At 73.4% G+C, this 16,488-nt stretch carries 17 protein-coding genes; 11 read left to right on the forward strand and 6 right to left on the reverse strand.

What is annotated here, in order from left to right; translation table 11 throughout:
• The first annotated feature begins 256 nt into the window (after nucleotides 1-256).
• The 4 genes from ACIP67_RS35655 to ACIP67_RS35670 all read left to right on the forward strand — a co-directional run bounded on the left by ACIP67_RS35655 (nucleotide 257) and on the right by ACIP67_RS35670 (nucleotide 3,975).
• Nucleotides 257-1,795, forward strand: coding sequence for an ATP-dependent DNA ligase (locus ACIP67_RS35655; RefSeq protein WP_401697468.1), 1,539 nt, complete (start codon nucleotides 257-259; stop codon nucleotides 1,793-1,795).
• Nucleotides 1,792-2,256, forward strand: coding sequence for an NUDIX domain-containing protein (locus ACIP67_RS35660; RefSeq protein ID WP_401697469.1), 465 nt, complete (start codon nucleotides 1,792-1,794; stop codon nucleotides 2,254-2,256). Before ACIP67_RS35655 ends, ACIP67_RS35660 begins: the two co-directional genes overlap by 4 nt.
• Before the next feature lie 71 nt (nucleotides 2,257-2,327).
• Nucleotides 2,328-3,713 (forward strand): NADP-dependent succinic semialdehyde dehydrogenase, encoded by a 1,386-nt coding sequence (locus tag ACIP67_RS35665; RefSeq protein WP_401697471.1) that lies wholly within the window; start codon nucleotides 2,328-2,330, stop codon nucleotides 3,711-3,713.
• Between the two features lie 25 nt (nucleotides 3,714-3,738).
• On the forward strand, nucleotides 3,739-3,975 hold the full coding sequence (locus ACIP67_RS35670) for a DUF6213 family protein (RefSeq protein WP_358794725.1): 237 nt from the start codon (nucleotides 3,739-3,741) through the stop codon (nucleotides 3,973-3,975).
• 211 nt (nucleotides 3,976-4,186) lie between these two features.
• On the opposite strand, the gene ACIP67_RS35675 is transcribed toward ACIP67_RS35670, so the two are convergent.
• Nucleotides 4,187-5,410, reverse strand: coding sequence for an acyl-CoA dehydrogenase family protein (locus ACIP67_RS35675; RefSeq protein ID WP_401697473.1), 1,224 nt, complete (start codon nucleotides 5,408-5,410; stop codon nucleotides 4,187-4,189).
• A 171-nt stretch (nucleotides 5,411-5,581) separates the two neighbouring features.
• Between ACIP67_RS35675 and ACIP67_RS35680 the strand changes: the two genes are divergently transcribed.
• Nucleotides 5,582-6,223, forward strand: coding sequence for a TetR family transcriptional regulator (locus tag ACIP67_RS35680; protein WP_401697474.1), 642 nt, complete (start codon nucleotides 5,582-5,584; stop codon nucleotides 6,221-6,223).
• A gap of 103 nt (nucleotides 6,224-6,326) precedes the next feature.
• Here the strand turns inward: ACIP67_RS35680 and def are convergent, their stop codons facing one another.
• Complete coding sequence (gene def / locus ACIP67_RS35685) at nucleotides 6,327-6,881, reverse strand: peptide deformylase (protein ID WP_401697476.1); 555 nt, start codon at nucleotides 6,879-6,881, stop codon at nucleotides 6,327-6,329.
• A gap of 158 nt (nucleotides 6,882-7,039) precedes the next feature.
• On the opposite strand from def, the gene ACIP67_RS35690 reads away from it, so the two are divergent.
• From ACIP67_RS35690 to ACIP67_RS35710, 5 genes are all read left to right on the forward strand, one after another.
• Entirely contained in the window at nucleotides 7,040-8,278 is a 1,239-nt protein-coding gene (locus ACIP67_RS35690; RefSeq protein ID WP_401697478.1) for a MurT ligase domain-containing protein, read from the forward strand.
• A 19-nt stretch (nucleotides 8,279-8,297) separates the two neighbouring features.
• Entirely contained in the window at nucleotides 8,298-9,026 is a 729-nt protein-coding gene (locus ACIP67_RS35695; RefSeq protein ID WP_401697480.1) for a type 1 glutamine amidotransferase, read from the forward strand.
• Between the two features lie 213 nt (nucleotides 9,027-9,239).
• A complete protein-coding gene (locus tag ACIP67_RS35700; RefSeq protein ID WP_401697482.1) occupies nucleotides 9,240-10,265 on the forward strand; it encodes a 6-phosphofructokinase in 1,026 nt (341 codons plus the stop codon).
• A 141-nt stretch (nucleotides 10,266-10,406) separates the two neighbouring features.
• Nucleotides 10,407-11,357: a cytochrome c oxidase assembly protein gene (locus ACIP67_RS35705; RefSeq protein WP_401697483.1), complete on the forward strand. Its 951-nt coding sequence runs from the start codon at nucleotides 10,407-10,409 to the stop codon at nucleotides 11,355-11,357.
• An 81-nt stretch (nucleotides 11,358-11,438) separates the two neighbouring features.
• Entirely contained in the window at nucleotides 11,439-11,609 is a 171-nt protein-coding gene (locus tag ACIP67_RS35710) for a hypothetical protein (RefSeq protein ID WP_385074669.1), read from the forward strand.
• A gap of 260 nt (nucleotides 11,610-11,869) precedes the next feature.
• Here the strand turns inward: ACIP67_RS35710 and ACIP67_RS35715 are convergent, their stop codons facing one another.
• The 4 genes from ACIP67_RS35715 to ACIP67_RS35730 are packed head-to-tail and all read right to left on the reverse strand — an operon-like array spanning nucleotide 11,870 to nucleotide 15,897.
• Nucleotides 11,870-13,075 (reverse strand): sensor histidine kinase, encoded by a 1,206-nt coding sequence (locus ACIP67_RS35715; protein WP_401697484.1) that lies wholly within the window; start codon nucleotides 13,073-13,075, stop codon nucleotides 11,870-11,872.
• Nucleotides 13,072-14,787 (reverse strand): cation acetate symporter, encoded by a 1,716-nt coding sequence (locus ACIP67_RS35720; RefSeq protein WP_401697485.1) that lies wholly within the window; start codon nucleotides 14,785-14,787, stop codon nucleotides 13,072-13,074. The genes ACIP67_RS35715 and ACIP67_RS35720 overlap by 4 nt, the downstream gene beginning before the upstream one ends.
• Entirely contained in the window at nucleotides 14,784-15,146 is a 363-nt protein-coding gene (locus tag ACIP67_RS35725; RefSeq protein ID WP_401697486.1) for a hypothetical protein, read from the reverse strand. Before ACIP67_RS35725 ends, ACIP67_RS35720 begins: the two co-directional genes overlap by 4 nt.
• A gap of 1 nt (nucleotide 15,147) precedes the next feature.
• On the reverse strand, nucleotides 15,148-15,897 hold the full coding sequence (locus tag ACIP67_RS35730) for a LytR/AlgR family response regulator transcription factor (protein WP_385074659.1): 750 nt from the start codon (nucleotides 15,895-15,897) through the stop codon (nucleotides 15,148-15,150).
• A 78-nt stretch (nucleotides 15,898-15,975) separates the two neighbouring features.
• Here ACIP67_RS35730 and ACIP67_RS35735 point away from each other — a divergent pair, with 78 nt between their 5' ends.
• Nucleotides 15,976-16,470 (forward strand): Lrp/AsnC family transcriptional regulator, encoded by a 495-nt coding sequence (locus ACIP67_RS35735; RefSeq protein WP_385074656.1) that lies wholly within the window; start codon nucleotides 15,976-15,978, stop codon nucleotides 16,468-16,470.
• Nucleotides 16,471-16,488: the final 18 nt, after the last annotated feature.

The following is a 16,488-nucleotide window of genomic DNA, read 5'->3' on the forward strand; positions in this document are numbered from 1 at the left end:
ACACAGCGGGGACAGCGGCGACGCGGCCGCCCGGACGCTGTGCCGGGGGCAACCGGGACGCGACCGCCCCGACGCTGCGGCTGCCGTCCCCGCCGCACCCACCCCGACGCAGCGGGCGGAACCGCCGCCGCACCCACCCCGACACAGCGGGGACAGCGGCGACGCGGCCGCCCGGACGCTGTGCCGGGGGCAACGGGGACGCGACCGCCCCGGTGCTGCGGGTGTAGCGGGGACGCGGCCGGTGCACCATGGCTGCATGCTGCTGACCCGGCTCGCCGACGTGTCCCGGGAGGTCGCCGCCGCCTCGGCGCGCTCCCGCAAGATCGCTCTGCTCGCCGAGCTCTTCCGGGACGCGGAGGCCGCGGACGTGCCGATCGTCATCCCCTACCTGGCCGGACGGCTTCCCCAGGGCCGGCTGGGCGTCGGCTGGAAGGTGCTGGGCCGCCCGGTCGCCCCGGCCGTCGAACCGACCCTGACCGTGCGCGAGGTGGACGCCCGGCTCGATGAGCTCGGCACGGTGGCCGGACCCGGTGCGCAGGCCGAACGGGTCCGGCTGGTCGGGGAGCTGATGGGCGCGGCCACCGAGCGGGAGCAGCGCTTCCTGCTCGGGCTGCTCACCGGCGAGGTCCGGCAGGGCGCGCTGGACGCGGTCGCGGTGGAGGGGCTGGCACAGGCCACCGGGGCGTCCCCGCCCGAGGTGCGGCGGGCGGTGATGCTGGCGGGCTCGTTGCAGACGGTGGCACAGGCGCTGCTCACGGACGGTCCGGCGGCGCTGGAGCGGTTCCGGTTGACGGTGGGCCGCCCGGTCCTGCCGATGCTGGCCCACTCGGCGTCCTCGGTGACCGAGGCGGTCGGGAAGCTCGGCGCCTGCGCGGTCGAGGAGAAGCTGGACGGCATCCGCGTCCAGGTCCACCGCGACGGCGACAGCGTGCGGGTCCACACCCGCACCCTCGACGACATCACCGACCGCCTGCCCGAACTGACCGCGGCGGCACGGGAGCTGCGCGGGGAGCGGTTCATCCTGGACGGCGAGGTCATCGCCCTCGACGGCGCCGGCCGGCCGCGCTCCTTCCAGGAGACCGCCGGCCGCGTCGGCTCCCGCGTGGACGTGGCGACGGCGGCCCGGGAGGTCCCCGTCTCCCCCGTCTTCTTCGACGCGCTGTCCGTGGACGGCCGGGACCTGCTCGACCTGCCGTTCACCGAACGCCACGCGGAACTGGCCCGGCTGGTGCCCGAGCCGATGCGGGTGCGGCGCACGGTCGTGTCCGGCGTCCAGGACACGGCGGCGGCCGAGGAGTTCCTCGAGGAGACCCTGCGGCGCGGTCACGAGGGCGTCGTCGTCAAGGCCCTCGACGCGCCCTACAGCGCCGGCCGGCGCGGCGCGTCCTGGCTGAAGGTGAAGCCCGTGCACACCCTTGACCTGGTGGTCCTGGCCGCCGAGTGGGGCCATGGACGGCGCACCGGCAAGCTCTCCAACCTGCATCTCGGCGCCCGCACCGCCGACGGCGGCTTCGCCATGCTCGGCAAGACCTTCAAGGGCATGACGGACGCGATGCTCACCTGGCAGACCGGGCACCTGAGGGAGCTGGCCGTCCAGGAGCACGGCTGGGGACTGACCGTACGCCCCGCCCTCGTCGTGGAGATCGCCTACGACGGCCTCCAGCGCTCCACCCGCTACCCGGCCGGCGTCACCCTGCGCTTCGCCCGGGTGCTGCGCTACCGCGAGGACAAGCGGCCCGAGGAGGCCGACACCGTCGAGACCCTGCTCGCCGCGCACCCCGGGGTGCGTCCGTGACGGCGCGGCGCAGCGCGGGCCTGCTGCTGTTCCGGCGCACCGATGGCGGCGTGGAGGTGCTGCTGGGGCACATGGGCGGCCCGTTCTGGGTGCGCCGGGAGGCCGGGGCGTGGACCGTGCCCAAGGGCGAGTACGAGCCCGGCGAGCCCGCCTGGGAGGCCGCCCGCCGCGAGTTCCGGGAGGAACTGGGCGTCGCGCCGCCCGACGGGGAGGCGGTCGGACTCGGTGAGGTCCGGCAGACGAACGGCAAGATCGTCACGGTCTGGGCGGTCGAGGCGGACCTCGATCCGGCGGCGGTCGAACCCGGCACGTTCGTCATGGAGTGGCCGCCGCGGTCCGGGCGGATGCGGGAGTTCCCCGAGCTGGACCGGGTCGCCTGGTACGGCCTGGACCGGGCGCGCGAGGTGATCGTCAGGGCGCAGTCCGCGTTTCTGGACCGGCTGGCGGAGCACTCGGGCTGAGAGCGCACGCGTTGCGGGGCCCGGCGCGCCGCGCGAAGGTCGTAGCACAGTCGGTTTCCAGGAGGTCGGTCATGCCCATCGCGACGGTGAACCCGGCGAACGGCGAGACGCTCAAGACGTACGAGGCCATGGGCGAGGAGGAGCTCGAACGCCGGCTCCAGCTCGCGCAGGCCACGTTCCGCACGTACCGCACGTCGGCGCCCGCCGAGCGGGCCCGGCTGATGGAGCAGGCCGCCGGCCTGCTCGACGAGGACGCGCCGGAGATCGCCCGGGTGATGACCACCGAGATGGGCAAGCCGGTCAAGCAGGCGCGGGCCGAGGCCGCGAAGTGCGCGCGGGCGATGCGCTGGTACGCCGGGCACGCGGAGGCGCTGCTCGCCGACGAGGAGCCGGCCGAGGCCGACGTGAAGGACTCCGGCGCCTCCCGCGCCCTGGTCCGCTACCGGCCGCTGGGCCCGGTCCTGGCGGTGATGCCGTGGAACTTCCCGCTGTGGCAGGTGGTCCGGTTCGCCGCGCCGGCGCTGATGGCCGGCAACGTGGGTCTGCTCAAGCACGCCTCGAACGTCCCGCAGACCGCCCTCTACCTGGAGGACCTGTTCCACCGGGCCGGCTTCACGGAGGGCTGTTTCCAGACCCTGCTGATCGGCTCCGGCGCGGTCGACGAGATCCTGCGCGACGAGCGGGTCAAGGCCGCGACCCTGACCGGCAGCGAGCCGGCCGGACGCGCGGTCGCCTCCACCGCCGGCGAGATGGTCAAGAAGACGGTGCTGGAGCTGGGCGGCAGCGACCCGTTCGTCGTGATGCCGTCCGCGGACGTCGACCGGGCCGCCGAGGTCGCGGTGACGGCGCGGGTGCAGAACAACGGGCAGTCGTGCATCGCCGCCAAGCGGTTCGTCGTCCACACGGACGTGTACGACCGTTTCGCCGAGCGCTTCACCGAAGGGATGAAGGCGCTGAAGGTCGGGGACCCGCTGGAGGAGGACACCGAGGTCGGCCCGCTGGCGAGCGAGCGGGGGCGCGCCGACCTGGAGGAGCTGGTGGACGACGCGCGGCGCGGCGGCGCCGGCGTGCTGTGCGGTGGGGAACGCCCGGAGGGGCCCGGCTGGTACTACCCGCCGACCGTCCTGGCCGGCGTCACCCGTGAGATGCGGATCCACCGCGAGGAGGCGTTCGGGCCGGTCGCGACGCTGTACCGGGCCGCCGACCTGGACGAGGCGGTCCTCATCGCCAACGACAGCCCGTTCGGCCTGAGCTCCAACGTCTGGACGCGCGACGAGGCCGAGGTCGACCGTTTCGTCCGGGATCTGGAGGCGGGCGGGGTGTACGTCAACGGCATGACGGCGTCCCACCCGGCGTTCCCGTTCGGCGGGGTCAAGCGGTCGGGTTACGGGCGTGAGCTGTCCGGGCACGGAATCCGCGAGTTCTGCAACATCACCACGGTTTGGCACGGTGCGTGACCGTCGCGCGGCTACGATCCCGGGTGTGAACCGCGAAGTGACTCTGCCGCTGATCGTCGACGACCGCGGGACCCTCCAGGTGTCCGCGGCCGACGTGAGCAAGCTGCTGCGGACGCTGGGCGGCCGGTGGCTGCATCTCGTCGAGGCGGGCGCGGAGGGGCTGGACGAGGACACCGTCGCCGCGCTGACCATCGAGCTGGCGAAGCTGGCGGATCGCATCGACGTGGCGTGCATCGCGCACAGCAGCGGGAGCACTCCGTAGGGGGCGGTGTGTTGCCGGGTGCGGGTGCGTCGTGGCTTGTCGCGCCCACGCGGCGGAGCCTCACGTCGGCACGGCCCCGCGCCCCTGAGGCATGCTGTTCCGCCGTTCGCCTCGAAGGCGCCGCCGACCGCACCCACCCAGGGGCGCGGGGGAACTGCGCGATCGGCCACGACGCACCCGCGGACCGCATCGCGCAGCTCCCCGCAGGGCGCTACCGGATCGGCATCCCGGACAGCGTCCGGGCGATGACGAGCCGCTGGATCTCGCTGGTCCCCTCGAAGATGGTGTAGATCGCGCTGTCGCGGTGCATGCGCTCCACCGGGTACTCCCGGGTGTAGCCGTTGCCGCCGAGGATCTGGACGGCCTGCGCCGTCACCTTCTTGGCCGTCTCGCTCGCGAACAGCTTGGACATCGAGCCCTCGGCCGCGGTGAACGGCTTGCCGTTGATCGCCATCCAGGAGGCGCGCCAGACGAGGAGCCGGGCCGCGTCGACGGAGGTCCGCATGTCGGCGAGCTGGAAGGCGACCCCCTGGTTGTCGATGATCGGGCGGCCGAACTGCTCGCGCGTCATGGCGTAGTCGAGGGCGACCTCGTAGGCGGCGCGGGCCGTGCCGACGGCCATCGCGCCGACCGCCGGCCGTGAGGCCTCGAAGGTGGCCATCGCCGCGTTCTTCACCCGCTCGCCGGACTTGGCCCGCTCACGGGCCCGCGCGAGGCGCTCGTCCAGCTTCTCCTTGCCGCCGAGCAGGCAGGAGCCGGGGACGCGCACCTGGTCGAGGACGACCTCGGCGGTGTGCGAGGCGCGGATGCCGTGCTTCTTGAACTTCTGGCCCTGGGAGAGGCCGGGCGTGCCGGGCGGGACGATGAAGGACGCGTGGCCCTTGGAGCCGAGCTCCGGGTCGACGACCGCGACGACCACGTGGACGTTGGCGATGCCGCCGTTGGTCGCCCACGTCTTGGTGCCGTTGATCACCCACTCGTCCTTGGCCTCGTCGTACACGGCCCGGGTGCGCAGGGAGGCGACGTCGGAGCCGGCGTCGGGCTCGGAGGAGCAGAAGGCGGCGACCTTGACGTCATTGGCGTCGCCGTACATCTGGGGGATCCAGGTGCCGATCTGCTCCTCGGTGCCGTTGGCGAGGACGCCCACGGCGGCGAGGCCGGTGCCGACGATGGACAGGGCGATGCCGGCGTCGCCCCAGAAGAGCTCCTCCATCGCCATCGGGATGCCGAGGCCGGTCGGGTCGAAGTACTGCTGGGCGTAGAAGTCGAGGGAGTAGATGCCGACCTTGGCGGCCTCCTGGATGACCGGCCAGGGAGTCTCCTCACGCTCGTCCCATTCGGCGGCCGCGGGCCGGATGACGTCGGCGGCGAAGCCGTGCAGCCAGTCCCGTACCTCCTTCTGTTCGTCGTTGAGCTCCATGGTGAACTCGGCCATGTCCCCTCCAGCGGCGGGCGGTGCTTGTTACTACCGGTAACCAAAGTCTGTTACCCGTCGGTAGGAAAAGTCAACTCCCGATGACACCTCGGCAGACCCATTCGATGTCAGGCTGTTGTCAGGTGTTAGTTTGCGCAGGCGTCACCGAATCAGCACAGGTGGGGAGAGCACATGGACACCACGCAGCGGACCGAGCAGCAGCGGTCCGCCGACCGCCGACGGCGCGAGCTGCTGGAGGCCGCGGACAGAGTGGTGCTCCGGGACGGCCCCCAGGCCTCGATGAACGCCATCGCCGCCGAGGCCGGCATCACCAAGCCGATCCTGTACCGGCACTTCGGGGACAAGGGCGGCCTGTACGCCGCCCTCGCCACCCGGCACACGGACGCGCTGCTGGACTCCCTGCGGGCGGCGCTGGACGCCCCGGCCGAGCGGCGGGAGCGGGTCGAGGCCACGCTGGACACCTACCTCGCGGCGATCGAGGCCCGCCCCCAGGTGTACCGGTTCCTGATGCATCCGGCGGAGGGGTCGCCCGGCGACCAGGGCTTCGACGTCGGCAAGCACTCGGCCCCGCTGCTGCGGCGGATGGGCGAGGAACTGGCCCAGGTCATCGGGGACCGGCTGGACCTCGGGCCCGGGAGCCAGCAGCTCGCCCGGGTGTGGGGGCACGGCATCGTCGGGATGATGCACGCGGCCGGCGACTGGTGGCTGGGCGAACGGCCCTGCTCCCGCGCCGAGCTGGTGCGGAGCCTGGCGGACCTGCTGTGGGGACGGCTCGCGGCCGCGGGGGACCGGATCGGAGGCCCGGGGTTCTGACGGTGCCCGCGCCGCGGAACGGCCGGGGAGGCGCCGGCAGAACCGGCGCGGACGGGAGGACGCCGACGGAACCCGGGCGCGAACGGAGGCGCGACGACCGGGCCTAAGCCGATCCGGCGCCCCCGTGCCAGGAGGCCCGCGCCGCCTGCCGCATCAGTCTGCGCCGGCGCCAGCCGGTCAGGTGGTCCGCGTAGACGCGGCCCTCCAGGTGATCGAACTCGTGCTGGAGGCACCGGGCGAAGAAGCCCGTGCCGTGGACCGTCACCGGCTCCCCCGTCACGGTCACGCCCTCGACCACCGCGTGGTCGTACCGTTCCGTCCCCGCCTCCAGGCCCGGCAGGGACAGACAGCCCTCCGGGCCCCGGACCACCACCCCGTCGGCCTCCACCAGACGCGGGTTCACCACATGCCCCAGGTGGCGGACCTCCTCGTCGTCGGGGCAGTCGTAGACGAACACCCGCAGGGACTCCCCCACCTGGTTCGCGGCGAGGCCGACGCCCTGGGCCGCGTACATCGTGGCGAACATGTCCTCCACCAGACGGGCGAGCTCCGGGCCGAAGCCGGTGACCGCGTGACAGGGTTCCCGCAGGACGGGGTCGCCGAGCAGGGTGAGGGGCCGGACCCGCCCGTGGGCGCCCGGGATGGAGCCGTTTCGCATGGCGGCAAGGGTACGGTCCTTTCTGACACGGGCATGCCGCGCACGGGGTCGGCCGGTGCCGGGATTCGGGAGTGCGAATGGATCTCGATAGGCTGACCACCCACCACGTTGCCGTCAGGCTTCAGGCGCGGCGCGTACGCAAGGAGGATCGAGAACTGATGGCAGGCAACTCGGACCCGCTCACGCCACGGGCCAAGCTGGCCGTGACCGCGGGCAAGGCGGTCGCGGCGGCATCACGCGCCGCGGGGCGCGGCAGCGGTTCGGTGATCGGCGGCCGGGTGGCGCTGAAACTCGACCCCGACCTCCTCGCCCGGCTCGCACAGAACCTGGACGTCGTCCTCGTCTCGGCGACCAACGGCAAGACCACCACCACCCGGCTGATCGCGGAGGCGCTGCGGGCCGCGGGCCAGGTCGTGTCCAACGCGCTCGGCGCCAACATGCCCGCGGGCATCACCTCGGCGCTGGCGGGCGGCTCGGACGCCAAGTTCGGCGTGATCGAGGTCGACGAGAAGTACCTCGCGGGCGTGGCCCGGGACACCGCGCCCAAGTGCATCGCGCTGCTCAACCTCTCCCGCGACCAGCTCGACCGCGCCGCCGAGACCCGGATGCTCGCGGAGAACTGGCGCGAGGGGCTGGCCGGCTCCAAGGCCGTCGTCGTGGCGAACGCCGACGACCCGCTGGTGGTGTGGGCCGCGTCCTCCTCCCCCAACGTGGTCTGGGTCGCCGCGGGGCAGATGTGGAAGGACGACGCCTGGTCCTGCCCCTCCTGCGGCGGTGTGATGCAGCGCCCGGGGGACGACTGGTTCTGCGGCGAGTGCGGCTTCCGCCGGCCGACCCCGAGCTGGGTGCTCTCCGGCGACCACGTGCTCGACCCGCACGGCTCCGCCTGGCCGATCCACCTCCAGCTGCCGGGCCGCGCCAACAAGGCCAACGCCGCTTCCTCGGCCGCCGTGGCCGCCGTCTTCGGGGTGCCGCCGCAGGTGGCCCTGGAGCGCATGTACCAGGTGCAGGCCGTCGCCGGACGCTACGACGTCGTCCAGTTCATGGAGCGCGACCTGCGGCTGCTGCTGGCGAAGAACCCCGCGGGCTGGCTCGAGACGTTCAGCCTGATCGACCCGCCGCCCACCCCGGTCATCCTGTCGGTGAACGCGCGCGGCGCCGACGGCACCGACACCTCCTGGCTGTGGGACGTCGACTACACCCGCCTCACCGGCCACCCGATCTTCGTCCTCGGCGACCGCAAGCTGGACCTCGCGGTGCGGCTGGAGGTGGCCAACCAGCACTTCCAGGTGTGCGACAGCATCGACCAGGCGGTGCAGCTGGCGCCGCCCGGCCGGATCGAGGTCATCGCGAACTACACCGCCTTCCAGGACCTGCGCCGCCGCGTCGGCAACTGAGACGAGGAACCATCACGTGATGAGCGACAACCAACTGCGCGTCGTCTGGGTCTACCCGGACCTGCTCAGCACCTACGGCGACCAGGGCAACGCCCTGGTCGTGGAGCGCCGGGCGCGGCAGCGCGGCCTCGACGTGGCGCGTCTCGACGTCCGCAGCGACCAGCCGATCCCGACCTCCGGCGACATCTACCTCATCGGCGGCGGCGAGGACCGGCCGCAGCGGCTCGCGGCCGAGCGGCTGCGCCGCGACGGGCACCTGTACCAGGCGGTGAACAACGGCGCGATCGTGTTCGCGGTCTGCGCCGGCTACCAGATCCTGGGCCACGAGTTCGTCAATGACCTCGGGCAGCGCGAGCCGGGCCTCGGCCTGCTCGACGTCACCACGGTGCGCGGCCAGGGCGAGCGGTGCGTCGGCGACGTCCTCGCCGACATCGACCCGCGCCTGGGCCTGCCGCCGCTGACCGGCTTCGAGAACCACCAGGGCGTCACCCACCTCGGCCCGACCGCCCGTCCCTTCGCCCGGACCCAGATCGGCAAGGGCAACGGCACCGGCGACGGCACCGAGGGCGCCTACAACGACACCGTGTTCGGCACGTACATGCACGGCCCGGTGCTCGCCCGCAACCCGCTCATCGCGGACCTGCTGCTGAAGCTGGCGCTCGACGTGAACGCGCTCCCGCCGATCGACGACCACTGGTACGAGGCGCTGCGCAACGAGCGCATCGCGGCGGCGCAGCAGCCGGCCTGACCGCCTGCCGCGGCGGTCCGTCCGACCAGCTGTTCACCCGATGGTCGATCCACCGTCAGCAGCCCGTCTGACCGTGCATCCGCACAGGTGAGCGGGTCCGTCCAGCAGGCGGACGTGTTCTTCGGCCCCGCCCCCTCCTGCCGCTAGGGTGGCGGGGATCGAGCCGGACGACGCGGTCCGGACCGGCCCCCGCGAAGAAGGTTGTATCGGGCTATGCGCATTGGTGTCCTCACGTCCGGCGGCGACTGCCCCGGCCTGAACGCCGTCATCCGGTCCGTCGTGCACCGTGCCGTCGCCGACCACGGCGACGAGGTCATCGGTTTCCGGGACGGCTGGAAGGGCCTCCTGGAGTGCGACTACCTCAAGCTCGACCTCGACGCGGTGGGCGGCATCCTCGCCCGCGGCGGCACGATCCTCGGCTCCTCCCGCGTCCAGCCCTCGCACCTGCGGGACGGCGTGGAGCGGGCCCGCGGCCATGTCGCGGAGCTCGGCCTCGACGCCATCATCCCGATCGGCGGCGAGGGCACGCTCAAGGCGGCCCGTCTGATGTCGGACAGCGGCCTGCCCGTGGTGGGCGTGCCGAAGACCATCGACAACGACATCGCGGTCACCGACGTCACCTTCGGCTTCGACACGGCCGTGGGCGTGGCGACGGAGGCCCTCGACCGGCTGAAGACCACCGCCGAGTCCCACCAGCGGGTCCTCGTCGTGGAGGTCATGGGCCGCCACACCGGCTGGATAGCGCTGCACTCGGGCATGGCGGCCGGCGCCCACGCCATCGTCGTGCCCGAACGGCCCTTCGACATCGAGGAGCTCGCCGCGCGCGTGGGCGAGCGGTTCGAGGCGGGCAAGCGGTTCGCGATCGTCGTCGCCGCGGAGGGGGCCAAGCCGAAGCCCGGGAGCATGGCCTTCGACGAGGGCGGCAAGGACATCTACGGGCACGAGCGGTTCGCCGGCATCGCGCGGCAGCTCTCCCTCGAGCTGGAGTCCCGGCTCGGCAAGGAGGCCCGTCCGGTGATCCTCGGGCACGTGCAGCGGGGCGGTACGCCCACCGCGTACGACCGGGTGCTGGCCACCCGGTTCGGGTGGCACGCGGTGGAGGCGGTGCACCGGGGCGAGTTCGGGATGATGACGGCGCTGCGCGGCACGGACATCGTGATGGTGTCGCTGGCGGAGGCGGTCGAGTCGCTCAAGACCGTGCCGGCCGAGCGGTACGCGGAGGCGGAGACCGTGCTCTAGCCGTCCGGCGGGTGCGGGTCCGTCGTGGCCTGTCCCGCCCCTCGGCGGGTCCACGTGCCCCCGGTGACGAAGGTCGCCGGGGGCCGCTCTAGTCTTGGGGGCCGGAAACGTACGAACCCCCCACGAATCAGGAGCCGGCGGATGGATCACAGCGGGCACGGCATGACCATGGATCTGCCGCCGTTCACGCTGGGGCGGGGTCTTCAGTGGTCGGCGGACCCCTTCTTCCTCGTCGCCTGCCTGCTGGGGCTCGGCCTGTACGCGTGGGGCGTCGTCCGGTTGCGGCGGCGCGGGGACGCGTGGCCGGTGTCGCGGACGGTGGCGTACGTCGTGGGCGTGCTGACCGTGGCGCTGGTGATGTGCACCCGGCTGAACGACTACGGCATGGTCATGTTCAGCGTGCACATGGTGCAGCACATGGTGATCAGCATGCTGTCGCCGATCCTGATCCTGCTCGGCGCGCCCGTCACCCTGGCGCTGCGCGCGCTGCCGACGGCGGGCCGGGGGCGCAAGGGGCCGCGTGAGCTGCTGCTGATGCTGCTGCACAGCCGGTACCTGCGGGTGATCACGCACTTCGCCTTCACGATCCCGCTGTTCATCGCGAGCCTGTACGCGCTGTACTTCACGCCGCTCTTCGACTTCCTGATGGGCTCCAGGGCGGGGCACCTGGCGATGATGGTGCACTTCCTCGCGGTCGGTGTGGTGTTCTTCTGGCCGATCATGGGCGTGGACCCGGGGCCCAACCGGCCGGGCCACCTGATGCGGATGCTGGAGCTGTTCGCCGGCATGCCGTTCCACGCGTTCTTCGGCATCGCGCTGATGATGGCGTCGACGCCGATGGTCACGTCGTTCGAGAACCCGCCGGCCTCCCTCGGCATCGACGCCCTCTCCGACCAGAACGCGGCCGGCGGCATCGCCTGGGCGTTCAGCGAGGTCCCGTCCGTGCTGGTCCTGATCGCCCTGCTCTTCCAGTGGTACGGGTCGGAGCAGCGGCAGGCCAAGCGCAAGGACCGGGCCGCCGACCGGGACGGCGACAAGGAGCTCCAGGCGTACAACGCCTATCTGGCCTCGCTGAGCGCCCGCCAGGACTGACCGCCTGCCCCGAACGGCGGAACCAGGGCACCATGGAGGGGGACGCGCCCTGCCCAGGGTGCGCCGGAGGAGGGTGTCGCGATGCCCGGTACCACGGACGGCTCCACGAAGACCATGGGGGTGATCACCCTCGGCGGGCTCGTGGTGGTGACCGCCTACACGGTGGCGCTCGGCAGCAACGGCTGGCTGTGGTTCGGCTGGGTGGTGCTCGGGCTGATCACGCTCGCGCTGGTGGTGACGCGCACGCCCTGAGGCCGCCCGGGCCTGGCCGCGGACGGCGGCGGACGGCCCCGGGCGGCGGACGGCTCAGGACGGCAGACGGCTCCGGGCGACAGACGGCTCCGGGCGACAGGCGGCCCCGGGCGACAGACGGCTCAGGACGGCAGACGGCCCCGGGCGACAGACGGCCCCGGACGGCAGACGGCCCCGGACGACAGACGGCCCCGGACGACAGACGGCCCCGGACGACAGACGGCTCCGGGCGACAGACGGCTCCGGGCGGCGGGCGGCGTTCAGCCGGGTCCGGGCCGGGCCGCCGGGTGCACCCCCGGCCGGTACTTCGGCAGCCGGGCGGTGATCTTCATCCCGGCCCCGGGCGCGGTCTCTATGACCAGGCCGTGGTCGTCGCCGTACACCTGGCGGAGCCGGTCGTCGACGTTGGACAGGCCGATCCCGCCGGAGGGGCTCACCTCGCCCGCCAGGATGCGCCGCAGCAGGACCGGGTCCATGCCGGCGCCGTCGTCCTCGATCACGACGAGCGCCTCGGCGCCGGCGTCCTGGGCGGTGATCTGGATGTGGCACTTGTCGGTCTTGCCCTCCAGGCCGTGCTTGACGGCGTTCTCCACCAGGGGCTGGAGGCACAGGAACGGCAGGGCGACCGGGAGGACCTCCGGGGCGATCTGGAGGGTGACGGAGAGGCGGTCGCCGAAGCGTGCGCGGACCAGCGCCAGGTAGTGGTCGATGGCGTGGAGCTCGTCGGCGAGGGTCGTGAAGTCGCCGTGCCGCCGGAACGAGTAGCGGGTGAAGTCGGCGAACTCCAGCAGCAGCTCCCGGGCGTGCTCGGGGTCGGTGCGGACGAACGACGCGATCACCGCGAGCGAGTTGAACACGAAGTGCGGCGAGATCTGGGCGCGCAGCGCCTTGAGCTCGGCCTCGATGAGGCGGGTGCGGGACTGGTCGAGGTCGGCCAGCTCCAGCTGGACGCTGACCCAGCGGGCGACCTCCCCGGCGGCCCGGACCAGGACGGCGGACTCGCGGGGCGCGCAGGCGACGAGGGCGCCGTGCACCCGGTCGTCGACGGTGAGCGGGGCGACGACGGCCCAGCGGACGGGGCAGTCGGGGGCGTCGCAGGCCAGCGGGAAGGCCTCGCCGCGGCCGGTGTCGAGCGGGCCGGCCAGCCGGGCCGTGATCTCGGCGCGGTGGTGGGCGCCCACGCCGTCCCAGACCAGCACCTGCCGGCGGTCGGCCAGGCAGAGGGCGTCCGTGCCGAGGAGGGTGCGCAGCCGGCGGGCCGACCTGCGGGCCGTCTCCTCCGTCAGGCCGGCCCGCAGCGGGGGTGCGGCGAGCGAGGCGGTGTGCAGGGTCTGGAAGGTGGCGTGCTCGACGGGGGTGCCGAGGCCGCCCAGGGTCTCGGGGCGGGCGGTGCGCCGGCCGAGCCAGAACCCGGCGGCAAGGAACGGCAGGATCGCGATGCACAGGCCCGCCAGGAAGCCGCTCACGCCTTCACCTCCGCCGCCCGCAGCTCCTCGGGGAGGTGGAAGCGGGCCAGGACCGCCGCCGTGCCGGGCGGGACCCGGCCCGCGGTGGCCAGGGACACCAGGACCATGGTGAGGAAGCCCAGCGGGACGGACCACAGGGCGGGCCAGGCGAGCAGGGCGTGCGCGGTTCCCGTCACGGGCAGGCCGGCCATGGTCGCGGCGACCGCGACGAACGCCGAACCGCCGCCCACCAGCATCCCGCAGGCCGCGCCGGGCGGGGTGAGCCGCCGCCACCAGATGCCGAGGACGAGCAGCGGACAGAACGAGGACGCGGAGACCGCGAAGGCCAGCCCCACCGCGTCCGCCACCGGCAGCCCGCCCACCAGCAGGCTCGCCCCCAGCGGGACGGCCATGGCGAGGCCGGTGCCGAGCCGGAAGTGGCGCACGCCGCGCGCGGGCAGCACGTCCTGGGTGAGCACACCCGCCACGGCCATGGTCAGCCCCGACGCGGTGGACAGGAACGCGGCGAAGGCACCCCCGGCGACCAGCGCGCCGAGCAGGTCGCCGCCGAGGCCGCCGATCACCCGGTCCGGCAGGAGCAGCACGGCGGCGTCGGCGTCGCCGGTGAGGGCGAGTTCGGGGGCGTAGATGCGGCCCAGGGCGCCGTAGAGGGGCGGGAGCAGGTAGAAGCCGCCGATGAGGGCGAGGACGGCGACGGTGGTGCGGCGGGCGGCGACGCCGTGCGGGCTGGTGTAGAAGCGGACGACCACGTGGGGCAGGCCCATGGTGCCGAGGAAGGTCGCGAGGATCAGTCCGTACGTGGCGTACAGGGGGCGTTCCTCCCGGCCGGCGGCGAGGGAGGTGGACAGGCCGCCGTTGCCGCCGCGGTCGGCGGTGGGGACGGCGGTGCCGCGCGGGAAGGTGAGGCGGGTGCCCGGTTCGATGCGGTGGGTGCCGGCCGGGAGGCGGAGTTCGGCGCCGTGGTGCCGCAGGCCGTCGACGGTGCCGTCCACGGTCACGGTCAGGGGCCGGTCCAGCCTGAGGTCGAGCCGGTCGTCGACCCGGACGGAGCGCTGCTCGCGGAAGGCAGGGGGTTCCTCGAAGACGTGCCGGGGCGCGCCGTCGCCCTGCCAGGCGAGGACCAGGAAGAGGGCCGGGACGAGGAGCGCGGTCAGCTTGAGCCAGTACTGGAAGGCCTGGACGAAGGTGATGCTGCGCATGCCGCCCGCGGCGACGGTCGCGGTGACGACGACGGCCACGATCAGTCCGCCGAGGGTGTCGGGGGCCCCGGTGAGGACGGTCAGCGTCAGCCCGGCGCCCTGGAGCTGCGGCAGCAGGTAGAGCCAGCCGACGCCCACGACGAAGGCGCCCGCGAGCCGTCGTACCGCCTGGGAGGCGAGGCGGGCCTCGGCGAAGTCGGGAAGGGTGTAGGCGCCGGAGCGGCGCAGCGGGGCGGCGACGAACAGCAGCAGCACCAGGTATCCGGCGGTGTAGCCGACCGGGTACCAGAGCATGTCCGGGCCCTGGACGAGGACGAGGCCGGCGATGCCCAGGAAGGACGCGGCGGACAGGTACTCGCCGCTGATGGCGGCGGCGTTCAGGCGGGGGCCGACGGTGCGGGAGGCGACGTAGAAGTCGGAGGTCGTGCGGGAGATCCGCAGGCCGAACGCGCCGACCAGGACGGTCACCACGACGACGAGGGCGACGGCGGGGACGGCGAACGCCGAGTTCATCGGTCCTCCACCAGGCGGACCAGGTCGCGTTCGTTGCGTTCGGCGCGGCGGACGTACCAGCGGGCGAGCAGGACGAGCGGGGTGTAGAGGCCGAAGCCGAGGACCGCCCACTCCAGGCGGCGGGCGTCGGGCATCGCCGCGAACAGCAGGGGCAGCGGGCCGACGAGGAGGGCGAGGACGGCGAGGGCGGTGAGCGCGGCGCGCAGCTGGGTGCGCATCAGGGAGCGGACGTAGGTGTGGCCGAGGGTGGTCTGCTCCTCGATCTCGGTGCGCGGGCGGTGGTGGCCGGGGGTGCGCCGGGCGCGCCGGGGCGGGCCGGTGACGACGACGCGGCGCTCGGCGGGGTCCTGCGGGGGCACGTCACGGCCTCCTCATCAGCAGGTCCCGCAGTTCACGGGCGTGCCGGCGGCTGACCTGGAGCTCCTCGCCGCCGACCAGGACGCTCACGGTGCCCGCGTCGAGGCGGAGCTCGGCGACGTGGCGCAGGGCGACGAGGTGCCGGCGGTGGATGCGGACGAAGCCGCGGGCCCGCCAGCGCTCCTCCAGGGTGGAGAGCGGGATCCGCACGAGGTGGCTGCCGCGGTCGGTGTGCAGCCGGGCGTAGTCGCCCCGGGCCTCGACGTGGGTGATGTCGTCGACGGCGACGAACCGGGTCACTCCGCCGAGCTCGACGGGTATGTGGTCGGGGTCGGGCTCGTGGACCGGGATGCGGGGTGCGGTGCCGCGCAGCTCGGCGGCCCGGCGTACGGCCTCGGCGAGGCGTTCCGCGCGGACCGGCTTGAGGACGTAGTCGACGGCCTTGAGGTCGAAGGCCTGGACGGCGAAGTCCTCGTGGGCGGTGACGAACACGACCAGCGGCGGGCGGGCGAAGCCGGTGAGCAGCCGGGCCAGGTCGAGGCCGTCGAGGCCGGGCATCTGGATGTCGAGGAAGACGACGTCGACGGCTTCGGGGCCGTCGGGGCCGGACTCCAGGGCGCGGTTGATCCGGCGCAGTGCCTCGGTCGCGTCACCGGCGCCCTCCACGCTGCCGATCCGGGGATCGGCGGCGAGCAGGTACAGCAGTTCCTCCAGCGAGGGGCGTTCGTCGTCGACGGCGAGGGCGCGCAGCATGAACGTGGAGTGTAGGGGCGATCCGCACGGCTGGACACGTGCCGGGGCATGGACGTATCCGCTGGATACAGTGCCGACATGAGCAGCACACCGCCGCCGTTCGACGGACTCGACCGGAAGATCCTCACCGCGTTGATGGCAAACGCCAGGACGAGCTTCGCCGAGATCGGCTCGGCGGTCGGGCTGTCGGCGACGGCGGTCAAGCGCCGGGTGGACCGGCTGCGGGACAGCGGGGTGATCACGGGGTTCACGGCGACGGTGCGGCCGTCGGCGCTGGGCTGGCGCACGGAGGCGTACGTGGAGGTGTACTGCGAGGGCGCGGCGCCGCCGCGGCGGCTCGCGGAGGTGGTGCGCAACCATCCGGAGATCACCGCGGCGATGACGGTGACCGGTGGGGCGGACGCCCTGCTGCACGTGCGGGCGCGGGACGTGGAGCACTTCGAGGAGGTGCTGGAGCGCATCCGGGTCGAGCCGTTCATCCGGAAGACGATCAGTGTGATGGTGCTGTCGCACCTGTTGCCGGAGAGCCCGGAGGCCGGCGCCACCCAGGTGGCTCCCGACGACGGCGGCTGACGCAGCGGTCGTGCGTCC

Origin of the sequence: Streptomyces sp. NPDC088812, from assembly GCF_044750285.1 — a bacterium.
GTDB lineage: Bacteria > Actinomycetota > Actinomycetes > Streptomycetales > Streptomycetaceae > Streptomyces.

Bases quoted from the DNA above. Each gene is read 5' to 3' on its own strand.
- ACIP67_RS35655 (WP_401697468.1), top strand. From the start codon at position 257: ATGCTGCTGACCCGGCTCGCCGACGTGTCCCGGGAGGTCGCCGCCGCC.
- ACIP67_RS35665 (WP_401697471.1), top strand. From the start codon at position 2,328: ATGCCCATCGCGACGGTGAACCCGGCGAACGGCGAGACGCTCAAGACG.
- ACIP67_RS35675 (WP_401697473.1), bottom strand. From the start codon at position 5,410: ATGGCCGAGTTCACCATGGAGCTCAACGACGAACAGAAGGAGGTACGG.
- ACIP67_RS35680 (WP_401697474.1), top strand. From the start codon at position 5,582: ATGGACACCACGCAGCGGACCGAGCAGCAGCGGTCCGCCGACCGCCGA.
- def (WP_401697476.1), bottom strand. From the start codon at position 6,881: ATGCGAAACGGCTCCATCCCGGGCGCCCACGGGCGGGTCCGGCCCCTC.
- ACIP67_RS35690 (WP_401697478.1), top strand. From the start codon at position 7,040: ATGGCAGGCAACTCGGACCCGCTCACGCCACGGGCCAAGCTGGCCGTG.
- ACIP67_RS35695 (WP_401697480.1), top strand. From the start codon at position 8,298: ATGAGCGACAACCAACTGCGCGTCGTCTGGGTCTACCCGGACCTGCTC.
- ACIP67_RS35700 (WP_401697482.1), top strand. From the start codon at position 9,240: ATGCGCATTGGTGTCCTCACGTCCGGCGGCGACTGCCCCGGCCTGAAC.
- ACIP67_RS35705 (WP_401697483.1), top strand. From the start codon at position 10,407: ATGGATCACAGCGGGCACGGCATGACCATGGATCTGCCGCCGTTCACG.
- ACIP67_RS35710 (WP_385074669.1), top strand. From the start codon at position 11,439: ATGCCCGGTACCACGGACGGCTCCACGAAGACCATGGGGGTGATCACC.
- ACIP67_RS35720 (WP_401697485.1), bottom strand. From the start codon at position 14,787: ATGAACTCGGCGTTCGCCGTCCCCGCCGTCGCCCTCGTCGTCGTGGTG.
- ACIP67_RS35730 (WP_385074659.1), bottom strand. From the start codon at position 15,897: ATGCTGCGCGCCCTCGCCGTCGACGACGAACGCCCCTCGCTGGAGGAA.
- ACIP67_RS35735 (WP_385074656.1), top strand. From the start codon at position 15,976: ATGAGCAGCACACCGCCGCCGTTCGACGGACTCGACCGGAAGATCCTC.